Source organism: Eubacterium sp. MSJ-33, assembly GCF_022174665.1.
Taxonomy (GTDB): Bacteria; Bacillota; Clostridia; order Lachnospirales; family Lachnospiraceae; genus Coprococcus_C.
Genome location: NZ_CP076562.1, coordinates 162,343 through 185,269, shown reverse-complemented (window position 1 = coordinate 185,269; position 22,927 = coordinate 162,343). Strand labels below are relative to the sequence as shown.

22 protein-coding genes are annotated in these 22,927 nt (G+C 43.2%); 1 reads left to right on the top strand and 21 read right to left on the bottom strand.

What is annotated here, in order from left to right; genetic code table 11:
- Nucleotides 1-65: 65 nt before the first annotated feature.
- The 18 genes from KP625_RS00830 to KP625_RS00745 form a co-directional block, all read right to left on the bottom strand.
- Nucleotides 66-716 (bottom strand): O-methyltransferase, encoded by a 651-nt coding sequence (locus tag KP625_RS00830; RefSeq protein ID WP_238298714.1) that lies wholly within the window; start codon nt 714-716, stop codon nt 66-68.
- Nucleotides 717-718: 2 nt separating this feature from the next.
- The gene (locus tag KP625_RS00825) at nt 719-1,186 is read right to left on the bottom strand and encodes an endolytic transglycosylase MltG (RefSeq protein WP_238298712.1); all 468 of its coding nucleotides are present in this window, start codon (nt 1,184-1,186) and stop codon (nt 719-721) included.
- Nucleotides 1,179-1,514, bottom strand: coding sequence for a YlbF family regulator (locus KP625_RS00820; RefSeq protein WP_177970716.1), 336 nt, complete (start codon nt 1,512-1,514; stop codon nt 1,179-1,181). The genes KP625_RS00825 and KP625_RS00820 overlap by 8 nt, the downstream gene beginning before the upstream one ends.
- A 1-nt stretch (nt 1,515) precedes the next feature.
- The gene (locus tag KP625_RS00815; protein ID WP_177970717.1) at nt 1,516-3,177 is read right to left on the bottom strand and encodes a ribonuclease J; all 1,662 of its coding nucleotides are present in this window, start codon (nt 3,175-3,177) and stop codon (nt 1,516-1,518) included.
- A 6-nt stretch (nt 3,178-3,183) separates the two neighbouring features.
- On the bottom strand, nt 3,184-3,477 hold the full coding sequence (locus KP625_RS00810; protein ID WP_238298710.1) for a DUF1292 domain-containing protein: 294 nt from the start codon (nt 3,475-3,477) through the stop codon (nt 3,184-3,186).
- Nucleotides 3,470-3,904 carry a Holliday junction resolvase RuvX gene (gene ruvX, locus KP625_RS00805; protein WP_177970718.1) on the bottom strand — a complete coding sequence of 145 codons (435 nt, stop codon included), beginning with the start codon at nt 3,902-3,904 and terminating at the stop codon, nt 3,470-3,472. Before ruvX ends, KP625_RS00810 begins: the two co-directional genes overlap by 8 nt.
- 10 nt (nt 3,905-3,914) lie before the next feature.
- Nucleotides 3,915-4,172, bottom strand: coding sequence for an IreB family regulatory phosphoprotein (locus KP625_RS00800; RefSeq protein ID WP_021985219.1), 258 nt, complete (start codon nt 4,170-4,172; stop codon nt 3,915-3,917).
- Between the two features lie 77 nt (nt 4,173-4,249).
- Entirely contained in the window at nt 4,250-8,821 is a 4,572-nt protein-coding gene (locus KP625_RS00795; RefSeq protein ID WP_238298708.1) for a PolC-type DNA polymerase III, read from the bottom strand.
- 3 nt (nt 8,822-8,824) lie between these two features.
- Nucleotides 8,825-9,913, bottom strand: coding sequence for a flavodoxin-dependent (E)-4-hydroxy-3-methylbut-2-enyl-diphosphate synthase (gene ispG / locus KP625_RS00790; RefSeq protein ID WP_238298707.1), 1,089 nt, complete (start codon nt 9,911-9,913; stop codon nt 8,825-8,827).
- A 74-nt stretch (nt 9,914-9,987) separates the two neighbouring features.
- A complete protein-coding gene (locus KP625_RS00785; protein ID WP_238298705.1) occupies nt 9,988-11,040 on the bottom strand; it encodes a M50 family metallopeptidase in 1,053 nt (350 codons plus the stop codon).
- A 21-nt stretch (nt 11,041-11,061) separates the two neighbouring features.
- Nucleotides 11,062-12,207: a 1-deoxy-D-xylulose-5-phosphate reductoisomerase gene (locus tag KP625_RS00780; protein WP_238298703.1), complete on the bottom strand. Its 1,146-nt coding sequence runs from the start codon at nt 12,205-12,207 to the stop codon at nt 11,062-11,064.
- The gene (locus tag KP625_RS00775) at nt 12,204-13,025 is read right to left on the bottom strand and encodes a phosphatidate cytidylyltransferase (RefSeq protein WP_238298701.1); all 822 of its coding nucleotides are present in this window, start codon (nt 13,023-13,025) and stop codon (nt 12,204-12,206) included. The genes KP625_RS00780 and KP625_RS00775 overlap by 4 nt, the downstream gene beginning before the upstream one ends.
- Nucleotides 13,026-13,028: 3 nt before the next feature.
- Nucleotides 13,029-13,757 carry an isoprenyl transferase gene (locus tag KP625_RS00770; RefSeq protein WP_238298699.1) on the bottom strand — a complete coding sequence of 243 codons (729 nt, stop codon included), beginning with the start codon at nt 13,755-13,757 and terminating at the stop codon, nt 13,029-13,031.
- A 5-nt stretch (nt 13,758-13,762) separates the two neighbouring features.
- Entirely contained in the window at nt 13,763-14,308 is a 546-nt protein-coding gene (gene frr / locus KP625_RS00765) for a ribosome recycling factor (protein ID WP_238298698.1), read from the bottom strand.
- A gap of 30 nt (nt 14,309-14,338) precedes the next feature.
- The gene (gene pyrH / locus KP625_RS00760) at nt 14,339-15,043 is read right to left on the bottom strand and encodes a UMP kinase (protein ID WP_441316602.1); all 705 of its coding nucleotides are present in this window, start codon (nt 15,041-15,043) and stop codon (nt 14,339-14,341) included.
- 20 nt (nt 15,044-15,063) lie between these two features.
- Nucleotides 15,064-16,221: a polymer-forming cytoskeletal protein gene (locus KP625_RS00755; RefSeq protein WP_238298695.1), complete on the bottom strand. Its 1,158-nt coding sequence runs from the start codon at nt 16,219-16,221 to the stop codon at nt 15,064-15,066.
- Nucleotides 16,222-16,279: 58 nt separating this feature from the next.
- Entirely contained in the window at nt 16,280-18,637 is a 2,358-nt protein-coding gene (locus tag KP625_RS00750; protein WP_238298693.1) for a PEP-utilizing enzyme, read from the bottom strand.
- Between the two features lie 26 nt (nt 18,638-18,663).
- A complete protein-coding gene (locus KP625_RS00745; protein ID WP_238298691.1) occupies nt 18,664-19,473 on the bottom strand; it encodes a Cof-type HAD-IIB family hydrolase in 810 nt (269 codons plus the stop codon).
- 138 nt (nt 19,474-19,611) lie between these two features.
- Here KP625_RS00745 and KP625_RS00740 point away from each other — a divergent pair, with 138 nt between their 5' ends.
- A complete protein-coding gene (locus KP625_RS00740; RefSeq protein ID WP_238298689.1) occupies nt 19,612-20,049 on the top strand; it encodes a 23S rRNA (pseudouridine(1915)-N(3))-methyltransferase RlmH in 438 nt (145 codons plus the stop codon).
- Here the strand turns inward: KP625_RS00740 and KP625_RS00735 are convergent.
- From KP625_RS00735 to KP625_RS00725, 3 genes are all read right to left on the bottom strand, one after another.
- Nucleotides 20,033-20,491 carry a 23S rRNA (pseudouridine(1915)-N(3))-methyltransferase RlmH gene (locus tag KP625_RS00735; protein ID WP_238298687.1) on the bottom strand — a complete coding sequence of 153 codons (459 nt, stop codon included), beginning with the start codon at nt 20,489-20,491 and terminating at the stop codon, nt 20,033-20,035. The two genes, KP625_RS00740 and KP625_RS00735, sit on opposite strands and share 17 nt — an antisense overlap.
- A 193-nt stretch (nt 20,492-20,684) precedes the next feature.
- Nucleotides 20,685-22,235 (bottom strand): sodium/proline symporter PutP, encoded by a 1,551-nt coding sequence (gene putP / locus KP625_RS00730; protein ID WP_238298685.1) that lies wholly within the window; start codon nt 22,233-22,235, stop codon nt 20,685-20,687.
- The gene (locus tag KP625_RS00725) at nt 22,236-22,916 is read right to left on the bottom strand and encodes a thiamine diphosphokinase (RefSeq protein WP_238298683.1); all 681 of its coding nucleotides are present in this window, start codon (nt 22,914-22,916) and stop codon (nt 22,236-22,238) included. It lies immediately after the preceding gene.
- Nucleotides 22,917-22,927 lie beyond the last annotated feature (11 nt).

Genomic DNA, 22,927 nt, shown 5'->3' with positions numbered 1-22,927 from the left:
TGTATGTTCATTCACTTCTCTGTGTAACTATACATATACCGTCTGTTCTGATATTTTATATGCTTTCATGCTTCCCGCACAACCGAGATTGCCATGCCGTCTCCAACAGGCAGAATTGCGGTCTCCAATCTCTCATCGTGTGTGATTACATGCAGATACTCCCGCATACGATCATGAATCGTACGGTTTCGTTTTTCTACCAGAAAATGGGATTCTAACACTTCCCCTTCCTGCAGAATATTATCCGACACAATCACGCCGCCTTTTTTCAATACCCGCAGAACATCCGGCAGATAATAAATATACTGTGCCTTCGCCGCATCTACAAACGCGAACTCGAATGTATCATCCGGCAGTTCTTTGAGTGTCTCTGCCGCATCTCCGCAGATTACTTGTATATGCTTCTCTTTTCCAAAAAGGCGTATGTTCTCTTTTGCTTCATTCGCACGTGCTTCACTTAATTCCAAAGTTGTAATCTGCGCGTCTTTGGGCAGATAACCTGTCATATAAATAGAAGAATAGCCGACGGCTGTTCCGATCTCCAGAACATGCTTCGGCTTTTGTATCAGAATCTGTGTTTTTAATAATTCCCTTGCTTCCGGGCGGATCACCGGCACACCACGGTGTATGGCATCCCGATATAATTCACCCAGTTTTCCTGCGTCTTCTTTCGCCATCGAACGCACAAAAGAAGTAATTCTCGCAAACTCATTCATCGTTATTCACTATCCTCATCATCTTCAACCGTATTGATATTACAGATAATCTGCAATATCTCATCGTAGGTCATGCTTGCAGACAAATGATATTGACCACTTGTAATCTTGGTACCATAGCCCTTGACTTTCACTTTTGCATAGAAAACATATTTGTCTTCTATAATCTCTGCATCCTGCAATGCTTCTCCAATCTCCATAATAGATGCATCCGCCGGAATATCTACCACGATGTACTGCTGACTGCCCGGATGGAACGCAACACTTCCGAACACACCATATGCAAAATTAAAGGCATATGTAAAAAGCTTCACAATCAAAAATACAATCAGTATATTGACAAACAGGCCGAACATAAACCCGGAAGAATTCTTCAATCCCTTGCGGAGATTGTCTTCTTTTTTCGACGCATTTCGCCTACCGCCTTTTTTCTTTGCTGTTCCATTTGTTCTTTTCACATTCTCACTCATTGATGTAATCAAACTCCAATCCTTCTGCTATGGAATCAAACACCTGCTGCAACAGCTTACAAATCTGTTGTTCTGCCTGTAAAAAATCACTCACAACCGAGTTGTGCAGCAGTTCGTCATATTCCTTTGTCAGTTCTATCATGTCATCGTAAGGATTTACACCCTGACGATTCTGAAGCTCGTAATTTTTTGTGCGAAACTCCTGTAAATGCCTGCTCAATTCTTCATTCTCCAGCAGCGTCTGTTTGGTTCGGATATATGTGTGGTATTCTTTGGACGCCCGGATATGTTCATTCAATTGTTTGCTCTCGTTAATAACCTGTCTCATATTAAACCTCTGTGATAATTGGCAGAATCATAGGACTTCGTTTCATCTTCTTCCACAGGAAGTCACTCAAAGCATCGCGAATTGCATTTTTCAGTTTGCCCCAGTCCGTAATTCCACGATCCAGGCAATTATCCAGAGCTTCCTGCACCACATCCCGGCATTCATCCATCAGATTCTCCGCCTCACGCACATATACAAATCCACGGGATACAATATCCGGTCCCGCAATCTGCTGGCTGCTTCCGGCTTCCAAAGTAACTACTACAATCAGAAGTCCGTTCTCAGATAACTGCTGACGGTCACGCAATACGATATTCCCGACATCACCAACACCAAGTCCGTCAACCAGAATGCCCTGTGCCTGTACCTTTCCTGTCACATCAAATGTATCTTCTCCGATGGATAATACATCACCGGCAGACAAAATCTTAACATTTTCTTTCGGGATTCCCATTTCCACTGCAAGTTCTGCATGACGCTTCAAATGACGGTACTCACCGTGCACCGGAATCGCATATTTCGGTTTTGTAAGTGCATACATCAGTTTTATCTCTTCCTGACAGGCATGTCCGGAAACATGCGTATCCTGAAAGATTACATGTGCGCCTTTCATCTCAAGTTCATTGATCACCTTGAAGATTGCCTTTTCATTTCCGGGAATCGGGCTGGATGAGAAAATAACCACATCACCCGGTTTGATCGTAATCTGTTTATGAATACTGGCTGCAATTCTGGAAAGTGCTGCCATATTCTCACCCTGACTTCCGGTTGTAATCAGTACCACCTGTTCATCCGGATAATTCTTAATCTGATCAATCTCAATCAACGTGTTATCCGGTATATCAATATATCCCAGTTCCGAAGCAGTTTGAATAACATTTACCATGCTTCGTCCCTCGACTACGACTTTTCTGCCATACTTGTATGCAGAATTGATAATCTGCTGTACACGGTCAACATTGGATGCAAATGTCGCAATGATGATTCGATGATTCTTGTTATCATCAAACAAATGATCGAATACTTTTCCAATCGTCTTCTCTGATGGTGTGTATCCGGTACGCTCCACATTCGTAGAATCCGCCATCAAAGCAAGTACACCTTTCTTTCCAAGTTCTCCAAATCGCGGAAGATCAATTGCCTCTCCAAAGACCGGTGTATAATCTACCTTAAAATCGCCGGTATGTACAATGATTCCGGCCGGTGTATAGATTGCAAGTGCGGCTGCATCTGCAATCGAATGTGTTGTACGGATAAACTCAATCCGAAATGCACCGAGTGTAATCATCTGTCCATGTGTCACAATCTTTCTTCTGACATTGTTAATATTCCCATGTTCGCGAAGCTTATGCTCAATCAGCCCCATCGTCAGCTTGGTTGCATAAATCGGCATATTCACTTCATTTTCTATATACGGAATCGCACCGATATGATCCTCATGTCCGTGCGTAATCACAAGACCTTTTACCTTGTCTGCATTTTCCTTTAAGTATGTGACATCCGGGATAACAAGATCGATACCGAGCATCTCGTCCTCCGGAAACGCAAGTCCACAATCCACGACAATAATACTGTCCTCATACTCGAACGCGGTAATGTTCATTCCAATCTGTTCCAGTCCCCCCAGCGGAATAATCTTTACCGACTTATTTTTTTGTTTCATTCTAAACTAAACCTCCAAATCAATGTCCTCAAGCAGTTCATCAAACACCTTGATTACTGCTTTCAATTCGTTCTCGTCTTCAATCTCTGAATAAGTCACCATATCCTCATCTTCTTCGTCCGGTTCCTCTTTGAACACATAGAAGCTGCCATCTTCACCATCCACATCATCTGTTAAAAGGATATAGTTCATACCAAATAATTTGGTCTGCTCCAACACATACAATTCCAGCTCTCCTTCATCTGTCTGAAATGTAATCATCTGCTGTTTTTCTGTCATTTCTTCTTCATTTTTACTCATGTTTTTTATTTCCCTCCAGATCCAGATAACTCTGCAGTATAATGGCGGCTGCCATTTTATCAATGTGTTCTTTTCTTCCACTGACACAGACTCCGGTTTCCTCCAGGATACGATTCGCTTCCACCGTCGTGAGTCTCTCATCCATAAACAGAATCGGCAATCCGGTTCTACGCTCCAGATTCTCCGCAAATTCTTTCGTTGCCTGAACTCTCGGCCCTTCTGTATTGTTCATCATCTTCGGGAGTCCTACTACAATCTTGTCCACTTCATGTTCTTCCACAAGTGCTTCAATCCTTGCATAGGTCTGTCTCAGCTTATTCTCCTGTTTTCTCTCGATCGTCTCAAGTGGCTGAGCAATCAGACAAGTCGCATCTGACAACGCAACACCAACCGTCTTAGAGCCATAATCCAATCCAAGAATTCTCATATCTTATCTCCTACTTGAGTCGTGTCTCAATATAGTTCTCAAGAAGTACCTCTATGATTTCATCCCGCTCTGCTTTCATAATAAGACTTCTCGCATTTTTATAACTGGTAATGTACGTAGGATCCCCACTCATCACATAACCGACGATCTGGCTGACAGGATTGTATCCTTTCTCGGATAACGCCTCATACACCTGCTCCAAAATGTCAGATACCTCGATATTTGATTCATGGATAATTCCTATGTCCTGAGTATTTTGATTGTTCACTTTCTCACGTCCTTCTTTATCGCATTTAAAAACATTTGGCTTTATTTTAATATATATAGCCTAAAATAGCAACTCTTTTATTTCAGCATGCTAAAGAAATCATACTGGTTTGTCTCCGGTAGATCCCCCAGTATTCCGAGTTCTCCCATCACATCCAGAATCGTTTTCGATACCTTTCCGCGGATACGGATATCTTCTTTGGATGTAAACGGTTCCCCCTTCGCTGCCTCCTCTAACTGCTGCGCCGCTTTGAGTCCCATGCCCGCAATTGATGCAAAGCTTGGCATAATCTTTCCGTCTATAATCTGGAAACGATCTGCCTTCGCACGGTATATATCAATCGGCATAAATTCAATCCCGCGCGCATACATTTCCTGTACAAGTCTCATATCCCGGATCATATCTTTTTCCGTCTGGCTCATGGTGTTCTTATCCTTCTTCCGAAGCTCAGCCAGATTTGCTTCCAGTGCTTCTTTGCCAAGACACATCTGCTGATAGTCAAACGCAGATGCACGGATACTGAAAAATGCTGTATAGTAGGCAAGCGGATAGTTGATCTTATAATATGCCACGCGCCAGCCCATCATAACATAAGCAACCGCATGTGCTTTCGGGAACATGTACTTGATCTTCTCGCAGGATTCCATATACCATTCCGGCACATCATGTCTACGCATCTCTTCCTTCCATTCATCCCATTTATCACATTTACCCTTTGCTACAATACCTTTACGAACCTTCTCCATGATATTGAAAGCAAGCCCCGGCTCAAGTCCCCGATAAATCAGGTAGGTCATGATATCATCACGGGTACAGATCGCGGAGGAAAGCTCGCATACGCCATCTGCAATCAGCGTCTGTGCATTTCCGAGCCATACATCCGTACCATGGGAAAGTCCCGCGATACGCACCAGATCGGAAAACGCCTTCGGTCCGGCATCAATCAACATCTGCATGGCAAAATCCGTACCAAACTCCGGAATACCAAGTGTACCAAGCTTCGTACCACCGATATCCTCCGGTTTGATTCCAAGTGCCTCCGTATTGTGGAACAAAGACATAACATCCTTGTCATCCAGCGGAATCGTCTTTGCATCCACACCGGTCAGATCTTCCAGCCGTCTTATCATCGTCGGATCATCATGTCCGAGAATATCAAGCTTTAACAGGTTGTGGTCGATGGAATGATACTCAAAATGTGTTGTAACAATATCTGTTGTCATATCGTTTGCCGGGTGCTGAATCGGCGTGAATGAATAAATCTCTTCATGTTTTGGCAGCACAATCATACCACCCGGATGCTGTCCGGTTGTTCGTTTAACTCCCGTCAATCCGACTGCCACGCGGTCCATCTCACAACGGCGTTTTGTCTCTCCATGTTCTTCGTAGTATTTGTACACATACCCAAGTGCTGTTTTATCCGCAAGTGAACCAATCGTTCCGGCGCGGAACGCTTTTCCCTTGCCAAATAGCTCTTCCGTAAATGCATGCGCCTTCGGCTGATATTCACCCGAGAAATTCAGGTCAATATCCGGTTCTTTATCACCATAAAAGCCAAGAAATGTCTCAAACGGAATATCATGTCCTTCCTTTTTCATCTGCGTTCCACATTTTGGACACTTACGATCCGGCATATCGCAACCCGACTGTCCTTCGAACTGTTTCACAAAATCCGAATCAAAATCCGTAAAATAACACTTCGGACATATGTAATGTGCAGGAAGTGGGTTTACTTCTGTGATACCTGCCATCGTTGCAACAAAGGATGATCCTACCGAGCCACGGCTACCTACCAGATAACCATCATCGTTTGACCGCCACACAAGCTTCTGCGCAATGATATACATAACCGCAAATCCATTGGATATGATAGAATGCAATTCCCGTTTCAGTCTAGCTTCTACGATCTCCGGCAGATCCGGTCCATAGATCTCATGAGCTTTATCATAACAAATGGTCGTCAATGTCTCATCGGAATTAGCAATAATCGGCGGGCATTTATCCGGGCGAACCGGCGAGATACGATCAATCATATCATTGATCTTGTTCGTATTCGTAATAACAACTTCTTTTGCGAGGTCACTGCCAAGATACTGAAATTCTGCCAGCATCTCATCTGTCGTCCGAAAATAAAGCGGTGGCTGTCGGTCCGCATCCGAAAATCCCTTTCCTGCCATCATGATTCGACGATAAAGTTCATCTTCCGGATCTAAAAAATGTACATCACAAGTTGCCACAACCGGCTTTCCAAACTGTTTTCCAAGATTACAGATTTTACGATTTACGTCCTGCAGATCTTCTATTGTCTTAACCGGTGCTTTCTCATCATCCAATAAAAACAGGTTATTCCCAATCGGCTGTATTTCATAATAATCATAGAAATTACAAAGCCTTGTAATCTCATCTTCACCTTCGCCATACAGGACGGCCCGATATAATTCTCCCGCTTCACAGGCAGAACCAATAATCAGGCCTTCACGGTATTTGTTAATCAGACTTTTCGGCATACGCGGACGACGGTTAAAATAGTTCAGATGCGACTCGGATATCAGCCGGTACAGATTCACACGTCCAACCTCATTCGCCGCCAGAATAATTCCGTGATATGTCTTTGCCTTTCTTATAGCATCCGGCGAAGCAGCTCCCGCTTCATTCAACTGTTTGATCGTCGTAATTCCCTTCGCCTTGATCATCTTGATCATCTTCACGAAGATCTCGGCTGTTGCAGCAGCATCATCACAGGCTCTATGGTGATGTTCATTCACAACGCCAAACTGCTTACACAGACGATCCAGCGTATATTTTCCAAGTTCTGGAAGCAGAATATGCGCCAGTGTCATCGTGTCAACGATCGTACTGTCAAAGGTAAGTCCCAGTCTTTTGGCATTCTCCCGTATAAAACCGGTATCAAAAGCTGCATTGTGTGCAACAACGCTCGCATCTCCGATATACTCCAGGAATCGCGGAAGAATCTCCTCGATTGTAGGCGCGGATTGTACCATTGCATCCGTAATGGATGTAAGCTTCGTAATCGAATATGGAATCGGCACTTCCGGATTCACAAATTCAGAAAAGGTATCCTGAATCTTTCCATCTTTGATTCTCACAGCACCTATCTCTATAATTCGGTTATTTGTAGGGTTTAAACCGGTTGTTTCTATATCAAACACCACATATTCCGAATCAATATCCTGTCCTTTTTCATTCTGGATCAGACCCTTGACATCATCCACGAAGTAGCCTTCTACACCATAAATGATCTTGAAGTCTTCTCCCTTCTTGATCTGGTGGTTTGCAATTGGGAATGCCTGTACAACTCCGTGATCCGTGATTGCAAGTGCCTTCATTCCCCATTCTTTTGCACGTGCAATTACCTTCTCGATTCCTACTACACTATCCATCTCACTCATGACAGTGTGCAAATGCAGCTCCACACGCTTCTCAAGCGCGTTATCCATTCGTTTTTCCCGGAAATCATTTGCCGGTTTGATACCTGCAATCGAAGAGAATGTGACTTCTTTGCTGTAGCTGTCATAGATTGGCACACCCTTGATCAGATAGAATTTTCCAGTTTTCAGTTCATCGAGCAGAGGATCCTTGTCATCCGGCGATACAAACAGCTTAAACATAATTGTATCAGTGAAATCCGTAATCGCACCTGTGATAATAAACTTTCCGCTTCGAAGTTCCTTTTCTTCGATTTTGATCACCTGACCATGAATACAGCATTCTCCGGTGCCTTCCTCGAGTACCTCAATCTTTACGATATCTGCATCACAGTTTCTGCCATAAAATACATCCGGATCACTTGCCTGCATCTTACGATAATTTCCATAGTCTCCCTTGCCACTGAATTTACGCGCACCTGCCCCATAGGCTTTTGCCTGTGGCATCTCTGATTTACTGTTCGTTGTCTGTTTCTTTTGCGCTGTCTCAGCCTTTGCTTCCTTATTCTCGGTTGTTTTCGTTGTCTTTTCAGTATTTTTTGTCTTTGTTTTCCCTGTATTTTCTTGGTTTTTCTCATTTTCCAAAGCATCTGCTTTTTCTTTTGCAGCCCGCAGTTCCGCATTTTTTTCTTCGATTGTACGAAGTTCCTGTTGCAGACGTAACTCATTTGCCTGACGCAGTTTTGTCTTTTGCTCTAAGGAATAGCTGAAACCTACTTCAATATCCATCCCAAAATGATCACGAAAATAAGATACGAGAAACTCCCGTATCAATATCTCATGCTCTTTTGCGACTGTGGAATGCTCTACTGCAAGACTGATTACATTATCATTGTAGAACCATTCTGCACGGCTCATCAATCGAAACGCAATCCGACTTTTCGCCCGCAGTTCTTCCAACAGACTTTCCTTGTAATTCTCAGCGATTTGCTGTACATCGTACTGTTCCGAAAGCTGATACCGTACAAAAAGCTGAATCTTCTTCCCTGCATTTCCCATATGATATGCATACTGTGTCAGCAGTGCCTCCATACGCGTGATCAAATGATAGGGAATCAGATGGTCGCTTCGAAGCAGGATCACCATTTCTTTTCTTGCCTCGTATGTTTTTATGCTTTCTACTTCTGTTTCCGAAAAAAGGGTGTCAAGATCCGTTCCGCCCTTAAAAGCCGGAAATACATTACAAAACGTTTTACTATCCACGATTTACTCCTCTTCCCAGTGATCCAGCTCGTACTTCAGTGCCGAAAGCAATTCATCCTGTGGTACTTTCCTGATGATCTCGCCGTGCTTCATCAGTAATCCTTCACCATCTCCACCGGCGATTCCAAGATCTGCTTCCCGTGCTTCACCCGGACCATTTACCGCACATCCCATCACAGCGACCTTGATAGAAAGCTGATCGTATCCCGAAATCAGTTTTTCCACATCGTTCGCAAGTCCGATCAGATCAATCTTCGTTCTGCCACAGGTCGGACAGGATACTAATTCAATTCCATCTTTGCGCAGACCCAATGTACGAAGAATCATCTTTGCAGATGTAATTTCCTCAACCGGATCACCTGTCAGGGATACACGCATTGTATCTCCGATACCCTGACCTAAAATCATACCCAATCCAACTGCTGACTTAATATTGCCACGATACACCGTTCCTGCCTCTGTAATGCCTACATGTAACGGATAACAGGTTTGCTCTGCAATCAGTTCATGCGCATGGACACACATCATAACATCCGAACTTTTGATACTAATGACCATATTATCATAGTCACATTCTTCGATCATACGCACCTTATCAAGTGCCGACTCCACAATTCCTTCGGCTGTCACACCACCATATTTTTCAATCAGTTTTTTCTCCAGAGATCCAGAATTCACTCCGACACGGATTGGAATATTTCGTTCCTTAGCTACCTTTACAACCTTCTTCAAATTCTCTTCTCCACCGATATTGCCTGGATTGATCCGAATCTTATCTGCACCATATTCCATTGCAAGAATCGCAAGACGATAATCAAAATGAATGTCTGCCACGATTGGAATATGAATCTGTTCCTTGATCTTGTCAAATGCTTTTGCCGCTGCCTCAGTGTTCGCTGTGGAACGGATGATCTGACATCCAGCCTTCTCCAACTCCAGAATCTGGGCCACTGTTGCCGCTACATCGGATGTCTCTGTATTCGTCATAGACTGAATTGCAATCGGATTTCCTCCGCCGATCACAACGCCTCCGATATTCACCATACGTGTCGTATCTCTATGTGGAAGTGTTTTCTTATTTCCATATCTCATCTGTCATTCCCCACCTTTTCGTCCAAAATATCTTCATCACCTGTCAACTATCATTTCACTGTTTCTTGTATAGGCTAGAAAAATGCGTTCTTAATATCATTGAAGAACACAACTACCATCAACACCATCAAAAGTACAAACCCGATCGCATTGACAATCGCTTCCTTGTCTGCCGGAATCTTCTTACGTCTGATTCCCTCGATAAACAAGAACAGCAATCGTCCTCCATCCAGTGCCGGAATCGGGAGCAGATTCATAATTCCCAGATTCACACTCAACAGGATGCTCCAGTTCATCAGATTCAGCAATACATTGATCACTGCCTCTTTCCGTGTTGTGCTGACATCCTTTGCTTCCTCAATCACATCGTTCATAGCATTTCCGACGCCAACCGGTCCCATGATATCCCCATTTTTCACACCACCAGTCACGATCATCCGAAGTCCTGTCACTGTTGCTTTCATCCAGTACCGAAGTTCCAGCCCTGCGTATTTCAAATCATTGCCAAAACCAGATGACGCAATATAGCCTCCGGCTACGCCGAGCTTATAATTGCCTTCCTTGTCAACCTTTGGTGTTACAACGACCGAGTCTTTCGTGCCATCCGCATGTTCGATGGAAAGTGTCACCGGTTTCGATGCATCTTCCGACATCATGTAAAGCAAAATCTCACGGTAATTATAGATATGTTTTCCATTGATAGCAGTCACTGTGTCTCCGACTACAATCCCTGCATCTTCTGCTGCAGAATGTTCCACAACTGTAGTAAGTGTTGCAGGATCACAGCCCGTAAAATGAATCAGCACAATTGAAAAAATAAATGCAAGAATAAAGTTAAATATCGGTCCAGCCGCGATCACCAGAATACGTGCCAGCAACGGTTTGTTGTTGAATGCATTCTCATCCTCGCTCTCACCATCTTCCCCCATCATCATGCAGTATCCGCCAATCGGCAGCAAACGCAGAGAATACTTCGTTTCCTTTTTCTGTACAGAAAAAATGGCCGGTCCCATGCCAATGGAAAATTCCATCACTGCAATCTTATTCATCTTTGCAACAATAAAGTGTCCGAACTCGTGGAAAAACACAATCACGCCAAACACTAATATGATCAAAATGATATTCATACAATCTCCTTTTACAAATACTTAATCAAATTTCTTTTTTATGTAATCATATACCCAACGTTCGGTCTCCAAAATTTCATCGAGATTTGGTTCTGCGATTACCGTATGTGCTCCCATACAAGCTTCGATTATATCATAAATTTGTAAAAATTTTATGTCCTTGTTCAAGAACTTTGCAACAGCACATTCATTTGCTGCATTTAATACTGTAGGCATAGATCCACCCGTCTTAATTGCGGAATATGCGAAATCCAGACCTTTAAACGTTTCACGATCCGGTTTACTTGTAAGTATTCCACATATTTTTGAAAAATCAAGCCGATCACCGGATAAATATCTTCGTTCCGGATAATACAAGGCATACTGGATTGGAAGCCTCATATCCGCCGTGCCGAGCTGTGCCTTGATTGCACCATCCTCGAACTCTACCATCGAATGAATAATACTCTGTGGCTGCACTACAACCTCAATATCCTCCGGTGCCACGTCAAACAGCCAGCGTGCTTCAATCACTTCGAGTCCCTTGTTCACCAGTGTAGCAGAGTCGATCGTAATCTTTCTTCCCATCGACCAGTTTGGATGCTTCAGCGCATCCTCTACCGTGACATCTTTTAACTCTTCTCTCGTCTTTCCAAGGAACGGACCGCCAGATGCGGTAATCAGAAGCTTTGCAATCTTGTTTCCTGTCTCTCCGTGCAGACACTGGAAGATTGCCGAATGCTCACTGTCTACCGGGAGAATCCGCACATGATATTCCTCCGCCAGATTCATGATCAGATGTCCCGCTGTCACAAGTGTTTCCTTGTTTGCAAGTGCAATGTCCTTTCCTGCTTTGATTGCTTCAATCGTTGGTCGGATTCCAATCATACCCACAATCGCCGTCACAACCAGTTCTGCTGGTTCGTATGTAGCAACTGCAATCAGGCCTTCCATGCCATAAACGATCTTACAATTAAAATCAGACAAGGCAACCCGTAATTCGTTTGCCCTGTCTTCACTTTGTACACTGACGAGTGCCGGTTTAAATTCCCGCACCTGTTTCTCCAGTAATTCTATATTATTTCCTGCTGACAAAGCTCCTACCTGAATATCCGCATTCGCACGTACAACATCCAATGTCTGTGTACCGATCGAACCGGTGGAGCCGATTATCGCGATTGTTCTCACATTGCGCCTCCTAGATTACCAATCATGATAGAAAAACAATAATATACGATTGGTGCTGTAAATATAATACTGTCAAACCGGTCCATGATACCGCCATGTCCCGGGATCAGTTTTCCGTAATCCTTAATGTCATTATTTCTCTTGATTGCTGACGCTGTCAGGTCTCCAATGACCGCGAATCCAGCGCCGATCGCACCTGCCACAGCAAAAATAAGTGGTGCTTTTGGTAATTCATATACCTTCGCATTGAAGAATATACCATATAACCCACCAATCAGTGCTGAACCGAGAATACCGCCCAGCAGACCTTCCACACTTTTCTTCGGACTGAGCTTCGGTGACATCTTGTGTTTACCGAATTTGACACCGACACAGTAGGCAAATGTATCGTTAATCCAAGAACAGATATATACCATAACGACCAATGCTCCACCATACTTCAAAATACGAACCTGATACAGGAACGATAAAAGCAAAGATACATAGAAAAATGCCAATAACGCAATCATCGCATCTTTATCTGTGTATTTTGGATATGTAATTACATAGACCGCAAGAACCAGTAACACGTACAAAATCATAAGCGGAAGAAGGTATTTTTCCAAATGGAAAAACAGGAAACAGTAATATGCTACCGTCATAGCATAGGCAAGCACTGCCATCGCCGACTTCTCCTGCTTGTACACGCGCATCAATTCGAATACGCCTCCAAGACTCAGCAGCATAACTGCCACGCCTGTCACATAACCGCCCAAATATAAAATTCCAATTGTGAGCAATGTTAAAACTGCACCGCTCAAAAAACGTGTTTTAAACATAGATTATTTCACTCCACCAAATCTTCGCTCTCTGCCATTATAATACCGGATTGCTTCTTTTAAGGATTCCTTGTTAAAATCCGGCCACAAGGTATCCGTGAAATAAAATTCTGCATACGCAAGCTGCCAGACAAGATAATTCGAAAGCCGCAGTTCTCCACTTGTACGGATCAGCAGATCCGGATCTGGCAGATCTGCCGTATCCAGATTATCTGATATCACATCTTCTGTAATATCTTCCGGTGCAAGTGTTCCATCCTGTACCTGCTTTGCAAGCTTCGTCATCGTACGGCGAAGCTCATCTCTACCACCATAGTTTAATGCAATCGTGAAATCAAGTTTATCAAACTTCGCTGTTTCACGCTCTGCATTTTCCAGCATCTCCACGATGTCCGCATCAAGTGCACTCCGATCTCCTATCACACGGATACGCAGCCCATCCTTCGAAGCGCGCTCTACGCAATTTGACAAGTAGCTGCGCAGCAGATTCATGATACCGGTTACTTCCTCTGTGGAACGTTTCCAGTTTTCCGTTGAAAAAGCATAGACTGTCAGATACCGGATTCCAAGATCCGCCGCATCCCGGCAGATCTGCTCCAACACCTTCGCTCCCTGCTTATGTCCCATGTTACGTGGAAGCAGACGTTTTTTTGCCCATCTTCCATTTCCATCCATAATGATTGCTACATGGGTCGGTATTTCCAATTGTTCGCCATCAATTATCTTCTTCATACGCCTTATACAGTCATAATTTCCTTTGTTTTCTCGTCGATTGCCTGATCAACCTGTGCGATGTACTTATCTGTCATCTTCTGCACTTTGTCTTCATTACCTTTGAGTTCATCATCAGACATTTCTGCTGCCTTGTTTGCTTTCTTCAATGCATCGTTTGCATCACGACGGATATTACGGATTGCAACCTTCGCATTCTCACCCTTCTTCTTAACATCCTTCGCAAGTTCCTTTCTGCGATCCTCTGTCAGTTCCGGGAAATTAATGATAATGTTCTTACCATCGTTGTTTGGATTGATACCAAGATCTGAACATACAATTGCTTTCTCAATTTCCTTGATCAGGCTGGACTCCCATGGAGAGATCATGATTGTTCTTGCCTCTGGAACTGTAATATTTGCAACCTGCTGTAATGGTGTTGGTGCCCCATAATATAATACTGTGATACGATCCAGAATATGCGGATTTGCACGTCCGGCACGAATCGTTGTATACTCCTTCTGCAGGCTCTCAATCGTCTTCTTCATCTTCTCTTCATACTGTGCTAACATGTTTTTTCCTCCAATATATTTATTATCAAACTATTCCACTGTCACTGTAGTTCCTGTAAATCCACCAGTTACTGCCTTCTCGATGCTTCCTTCATCATTCAATCCAAACAGCATCATCGGCATCTTGTTCTCCATAGCAAGTACGGCTGCCGCAAGATCAATCACACCAAGCTTTTTATCCACGATCTCTGATATCGGCATTGTATCATACTTCTTTGCGTTGGGATTGGTCTTTGGATCACTGTCATAGACACCATCAATCGCCTTTGCAGACAGGATCACATCTGCTTCAACCTCAATCGCCATAAGCACAGTTGCTGTATCTGTTGAAAAATATGGATGTCCGGTTCCACCTGCGAAGAACACGACCTCCCCATTTTCCAGATACTCAATTGCCTTATCCTTATTGAAGAGTTCTGTCATACTGCCACAGGCAAACGGTGTCATGATATGTGTCTTCAACCCTTCTGCACGCATGGCATCTGCTGCATAGATACAGTTCATCACAGTTGCAAGCATACCAATCTGATCCGCTTTCACACGATCCATATTGTCAGATGTTCTTCCCCTCCAGAAATTACCTCCACCAATGACAATACTTACCTGAATATGCTTATCACAGATTGCTTTCACCTGCTTTGCAACATCACGGACAACTGCCTCATCAAATCCAGTGTGCTTTTCTCCGGCAAGTGCCTCTCCGGAAAGTTTTAATAAAATTCTGTCCATCTTCATCGTTTGATACTCCTTATCTTTTATTCAAAAAAGCTTTTAACATCAATTTCTGAATAGCACTGGGAACACATACCTTCAATCACAGCACCATTGTTGATCTGTACAGATTTTGACTTTATATTTCCCATGATAACGGCTGTGGAATCCACAATTACCGGTCCCTGCACATCGATATCGCCTTTCACTGCGCCTGCGATCACAGCAGAACCTGCAAACACGTTTCCTACCACTACAGTTCCTACTCCGATTTTTGCCGCATCAACCACATGTACATCACCTTCAATACGGGCTGCATTTGCATATAATTCACCCACCTGTACATCACCTGTAATTGAGCCGCCAACGATCAGTTTTCCATCACAGCTTACTGCTCCATTGACTGTTCCGATCAGATCAATGCATCCATCGGTCTGTAAATCGCCATTGATCACAGTCGCCTTCGTAATATACGTCGTGTCTGCTTCTATCAAAGTATTCACATCTGTCTTTTCTTCTGGCATTGCTGTTGTTGTCTCCACGGTCATATCCTCCTGTATCTGATCTTTCTCCGCTTCAAGTTCTTCTTCCGCCTGCTTTGCCAAAGTATCCTCGACCGCTTTTCCAAGGTCTGCAGTCAGAAAACTTGACAGTTCCTCCTGTTTTTCCTCTGTGTCCGGCTCTGTCAGTAGTGCTTCGTCTGTATGCTCCAGCATATTCTCTTCATCAAGTGCATCCAGTGCCTTTAATTCGTCATCTCCCGTTTCTGGTTCTGCATTCGGCTCTTCTGTTTCTTCTGTTACAGTTTCTGCCTGCAGATATTCCATATCCGGTTTTGGATTCAGTTCATCTTCTGAAAAAGGCTCCGGTTCCAGTTCCAGATCATCTGCTATCACTTCTGCTTCAGGAACTGTGTCAAACACCGATGTCTCTTCGCTGCCGCCAGATTCTTCTGCTGTCTCTACATTTGAAAAATGTTCCAGATTTTCTGACACTTCCGGCATCGTATCTTCCGGCTTGTCAATCCGGATCTCATCCAGATTCTCGAGCAGATCTTCCGGCGCTACATCCATCTGGTCATTTTCATCGAATGTATTTACCATATCTTCATCGTCGTATTCTGCGCCAAGCTCATCTTTATCCGGCATAAGCTCATTGACCGCCTGCGCAAAATCACGCTTGAAATCTTTAAAAAATCCCATGTAGACTTCCTCCTTGTCTCATCATTTTATTATACACCATGCCTAATATGAAATCAATTTATTGACTTGTCTTTTCTGTAATTCTTCCATTCTCACAATCCAACTGCATCACCTGCATCCGGTGAATCCGCTGATAGATCTTCTCCCCACAGCCAATCGCCGCCGGAATACCAAACTCCGCACAACGGATTGCCATATGGGAAGCAGCACCTCCGTATTTCGTCACAAAGCCGGCGATATCCTTCGCAAATATCCAGTCATACCCCGGATCTGCTTTTGTAAGAACCACGATCTTACCTGTGATATCAGAATCATGATCTTCATCCAGATTCACAATCGGAGCTTCCACCACTTTGTTCGTGATAAAGTTTGGTCTTGCCTCATCAATGTCGATCACATCAATATCCCCGACATCAAAGATTACTTCCGGCAATACAAGATAAGAATTCACATGGTAGAATCGTCTCCGTGTCTCAATCGTCTGAATATAAGAATCCCGGCTATGATAGCTCAGTAGATCCTGAATCTCCAGATACGACATATCCTCTCTTGCAATCGCCATCACCTCTCCAAGCTTCACGATCACATCCAGCATGAGCGACAGAGACTTCGTGAATTCAAATTTGAAATATTCCCGGTTCTGCGTTGCCCGCTTGATAAAATCTATAAACTTCTCCGGTGTTATAGGAATTCCTGCCTCATCCAAAGCGATCTGCAATTTGTTCTCATCCAGACTCTTCGCTTCCTGTTTCACTTTGTTGTTGCCCTTCAGATTCGCAGTTGCCACATCAAAATAGATATTCCGGTAGCTGTCTGAACGGATATCATAAGTGCCAAGACGCAGATGTCCATACAGATGATTGAAATCCTCCCGGCTCATCTTGCCATGACTGTACAGATCAAAATCACGTTCAAACTCAGATGCAACGGTTGGAATAGACAACATAAAATCATCCATTTCCTGTTTTGAAAAATATCCTTTTTCCACAAGTGTCCGGCAAAAGCTGCGTGCCATAAACGCACAACGTGCCTGTCTTGTAAACTGCGGTGTTCCATGATCCTTGATGGAATCAAGCAGTTCATCAATATAGCTGTACAATTTCATGACATTCGTCTCTGCAAGCGGTGTATGGGTACGAAGTTCATGGCGAAGCTCCGTCAACTGCCCAAGAGAACGCAGATCTTCCTCGCAGATTTCATCATAATGCTCCAATGTCTGTCTCGCAATCTCAAACAATGCATTGCGAAGCTGCGATATCTCCGCATCACTGAATCCATATTCTGTAAGCTCTTTCAGACGTGTATCCGTCATGAAATCATACGTGTTAAAGATAATCTCAAATTCAATCTTATCATGTGCCGTTTTATCCTGTCTTAACTTCTGCTCATAATACTGGTTAAGCTTATAGCACAGATCCTCCGGCAGTCCCGCAGGTGTCAGCCCATCAAATGTATAATTCACCGAAATATACGGTTTATTTCCTACCTTCTGCATCAGTTCGCCACGCACTGGCTGATACCCGAGCGGTTGCAATCCTGCCGACCAGATATGAGCCGTGATAAGCTCTCGGTACAGAGAATAATCAAGTGGTCTCGGATTACTTCCGATGATCTCCGCCGGATTCCAGAATGCCATATCTGAAAGAATATGAAAGGTATCCAGATACATGCATTTGGCAAGTGCCTTTGTATCCTTAAACTCCCGGTCTGTCATAGGAGCAATGATCTTCAGCGCAGCCGCAAGCGGACGCACCTGGAAAATAACAACCGTTCCATCTTCCAGAATTGCAAACTCTATGTCCAGTGCCGACACATAATCATAGATTGCCTCGATCTCCTTGATCGCTGTGATCAGATCCACAAATTCATACTCCAGAAACTCTCTGGACGCATTTTTCGCAATCCATTTCGTCTTTCCCCGTACGCCGCTTGTCACAGAATCTGTACTTCCATTATCATCATATGTCACCATGTAATACGGACGGTTATAAATGATGTCTCTTGTAAAGACAACGCCCGAAATCTTCACGTGCTCTGTCTGCTTCTGAACAAGCACCTCTTCCTGCGCATCCATCAGCTTCTGCTTTGCCTCATCTGTGAATGTGCCTTCCACGTAAGACTGATATACCTTATCAATCGCCTGTGCAATCGCCTCATCATTCGAAGCATCTACATCCAGCACACTCTCAAAATGTCCGGCATTGCTTGTCTCCATATTATCTTCACTCTTCGAAGAACTGCGAACTACAATTTTTTCTCCTGTGAACTGCTCTTTAATTGCAGCAAGCACCCCAGCCGGATTCGTAAAATACTCCGACGCATAGACAATACTCAGTTCTTCAATATAAGAATGTTTTACTATTTCCCGCAGATCAGCCAAAGTATCAGCTTTGGTTGATATTAAATATTCCTTCATCTTCTGCCCTTCATTCTATAACCCATCTATAATACAAACTTCTTGATTACTTCAACTACACCGTCTTCGTCACAGGTTGCCGTCACGTAATCCGCCACATCCTTTACAACCTGCTGCGCATTTCCCATAGCGACACCGATACCTGCATACTCCACCATCGTTTTATCATTGAAGCCATCCCCGCAGCAGATACACTGTTCACGTGTCATACCAATATGCTCTAACAATCTGGCAATTGATTCCGCCTTATCCACACCATTTACCGTAATCTCTATAAAATATGGTTCCGAACGGAATACATTCAGATCCGGAGATACCAGTTCCGACAGTTCCTTCTCATATTGTTCAGCCATTTCCGGTTCCGCCGTCATCAGACATTTGATCATGTCAAAATCAACAAATCCAAGAAAATCATCCACCTGCCGCAATTCCATATGATTCAGTCTTGCCTCAAATTCCATATATCCATCTGTATCTGTTCCGGTAATCACTTGATTGTCTTTGTATGTTACCATTCCAATATGGCGTTTTTTCGCAAATTCATAGAGAATCTTTGCATAACGGTTCGGAATTGCCTTTGTATAGATTACTTCCTGCGTGGCACATGAAATCACCTTTCCACCATTAAAGCTCAAAGCATAACCACCATATTCCGCAAGTCCTATCGCATCGGAATACTGTTTTAATCCCGGAAACGGTCTTCCGGAAGCCAGTGCAACAACATGTCCCTGCTCCTGTATCATCTTTAAGTATTTGAGTGTCTCCGGAGTAATCTCCTTCTTCGAGTTCACCAGTGTTCCATCAATATCCAATACCAAAATCTTTTTCTCTGTCATAATTATCCTCTATATATTCAAGCATTTATTCATCTTGTATTTTATCCCGATCGAATCTTTATAATTATCCATAGGCACGATTAAATATATTTTACCATTTTCAAAGACATATGAAAAGAATTATGTTACAATATTTGCATGGAAATTTTGATACATATCGAAAAAAAGAAATTAGATATCGAGTATGCAAAAGCAGTTGCGGAGTATGTCAAACGGCTCTCCGCTTTTTGTCGTGTCAAATGTATCTATTATAAAGATTTTTCCAGACTCGCACTGTCTGCTTCATCTGCCTGCTTCCTTGTAGTGCCGGGAAAAGACACGATTTCTTCGGAAGAGTTTGCTTCCAAAATCGAGCAGATCGGTCTGTCCGGTATCTCCAGAATCGAGTTTATAATCCAAAAAAAATCCTTTGATGTTTTATCTGATAATAATGGGGCAGATTCCACCGGGCGCTCTGATTTTCCATCATTTTCACTTTCCGGATTTACGATGTCTCCGGATCTCACCACAGTTGTCCTGACAGAGCAGCTCTACCGTGCCTATACTATCTTGAACCATATTACATACCACAAATAGTATCTGCAAGCACCTCTAAAAGCATCACCCGCATAAGCTGATGCGGGAATGTCATATCGGAAAAGCTTATCCTCTCATCTGCTCGTTTTACAACCGCATCGGATAACCCGAGAGAACCACCGATTACAAATGCAATACTTGTTTTTCCACGCTGTTCGGCAATTTCTATACTTTTTTGGATTTTTGAATTATCCATCTTCCTGCCGTCAATACAAAGTGCAGCAACATAATCCGTATTCTGTAACTGACTTAATATCTTCTCTCCTTCTGTATCCTTGATTTTCCGGATTACACCATCCGACACCTGCTTCGGAATACTTTCATCCTTCAGGCAAATGAGTTGAAAGGGTGTTTTTTTCTGTATCCGATTTTGAAATTCCTCTATTTTTTTCTGATAAAAAACCTCTTTGACATTGCCTACCACAATTAATTTAATCTGCATTGCTCATTTTCTCCCGGTTTTGCATGTTAATTTTTACATTTCAGCTTAATATTTACACAAACTTTCAACTTATGTCATAATTTGTTCATAATTATAGATTATATTATAACCATAGTTTTTTCATAAATCCTCTCTTTTAAAAAATACAAAAAGAAAATGCCGGCTCGCATCCGGCATTTTCTTTTTGTTTTATTTATGCATCGACGTTTCCGTTCTTTACATCCTCAAACTCCTGCATAATTTCATCGCTGACCTTTGGTGTTACCAGTGATACAACCACGATAAACACAAGGCTTATAACAAATCCAACAAGCAGAGAATATACGCCTGTATAAACCGAAGGTGTCACACGAACGCCATCCAGTGTACAGCACTTGACATAATCCCAGATAATAACGGTCAATCCACCACTCGCCATACCCGCAGCGGCACCTGCCAGATTCATTCGTTTCCAGTAAAGTGACATCAGGATTGCCGGTCCGAAAGCACTACCAAGTCCTGCCCACGCATCACTGACCAGATTCATGATAGAGGAATTTGGATCCCATGCAATCATGATTGCAATGATTGCTACGACAAATACCGTTACACGCGCAATAATCAGAATCTGCTTATCCTTTAATTTCTTGAAGAATACACCCTTGAACAAATCATTTGCCACAGCGGACGAAGACACAAGCAGCTGAGAATCTGCCGTTGACATGATTGCTGCTAAGATACCACATAACAGCAGGCCACCGATAAACGGCAATGTATAATCCGTCATGAAAAGCTTCTTAATCATCTCAATATAAACATTCTCATACTGGGCACCCTCATTTGAAAGTACCATCGGATACAGATATGCACGGCCAAGTACACCGATTACGCAAGCCAGTACAAGCGAAATCAGTACCCACACAATAGCAACCTTCTTGGATTTTGCAAGTTCCTTCTCATCGCGGACTGCCATAAATCGAACAAGGATATGAGGCATACCACAATAACCGAGTCCCCATGCAAGCTGAGACGCAATACTGATTCCTGAGATAGGCTTGCCATCCTGCATGAAGATGTTCAAATAATCTTTTGCATCGACATCCAGACCGGATTTTACAAGATTCGGTACAATATTTCCGGTTCCAAGTACGATGACAACCAGAATCGGAACAGCAAGTACACCAACCAGCATCATCATACCCTGTACAAAATCCGTTGTACAAACAGCAAGAAAGCCTCCAAGGAACGTATAGATCAAAATAACAACAGCACCTACAATCAACGCCTGATGATAATCCATCTTTGTGATGGATGAGAACAGTTTTCCACCGGATGCAAATGCGGATGCAGAATATACTACAAAGAAAATTACGATAACAATCGCAGAGATCGTAATCAAAATACTGTGCTTATCGCGAAACCGGTTATTTAAGTATTCCGGAATTGTCATTGCATTGCCTGCCTTGATTGTATAGCGGCGCAGACGTCCTGCTACGATTACCCAGTTCAAAATCGTACCGATCAGAAGTCCGATTGCAATCCATGCCTGATTCGCACCGAATGCATAGACACAGCCGGGAAGTCCCATCAGCATCCATCCACTCATATCGGATGCCTGTGCGGAGAGGGCTGTCACCCATCCTCCTAAGTTTCTACCTCCTAAGAAGTAATCATCCGAGCTTTTGTTTTTCCTCGCTGTAATAACACCAATTCCCAACATGAAAATCATGTAAATCACAAATGCAAGTATTACCCATGTTGACATTTAATCTTTGGTCTCCATAAGAAACAGGTACCCATCTCCAATCGTTATGTGACCTTCCTCCTCTCTTAATTCGTTGCTTATGCCTATCGTCTCTCCCTTTCTGATTGACAGGTCATACGCATTATATTTAAAACCTTTGAGGGTAATGCCCTTCACACACTCCGAAAAGGGCAGTAAAGATATGTAAGGTCCATACAGGTTTTCTGCACGAACTATCTTTTCTTTTTCAATCAGGGATATGCGGTTATGCAGATCTAAGATTTCTGCATAGATTCCCTCCTGATAACATAAATAAAGCAGATTCAGATTTCCCAATGTATGGTCCAGTCTGATTCCGGTTGCACCAAGCAGTAATGCCCGTGCAAATCCACGTTTTGCCGCCTCTAAGACCGCAACATGTGTATCGGTAAAATCTTTTTCCGGGTTTAACACAATACACTTCTCACGCACAACGGCATCAGGGCTTGTCACATATTTCGCTCTGATGCCGTCATTTGCGGAATCAAAATCTCCGATTATCAAATCCGGTTCGATATCCAATTGTTGTAATATCTCCAGCCCCTTGTCTACACCGATCACATACGGATGAACCGGATATCCATATGCACCCTCGTAAACAGCTGTGAGTAAATCTTGATCTACAGAGCCACCCGTGACTATGAGACAATATTTGTTTTTCATTTTCATTTATG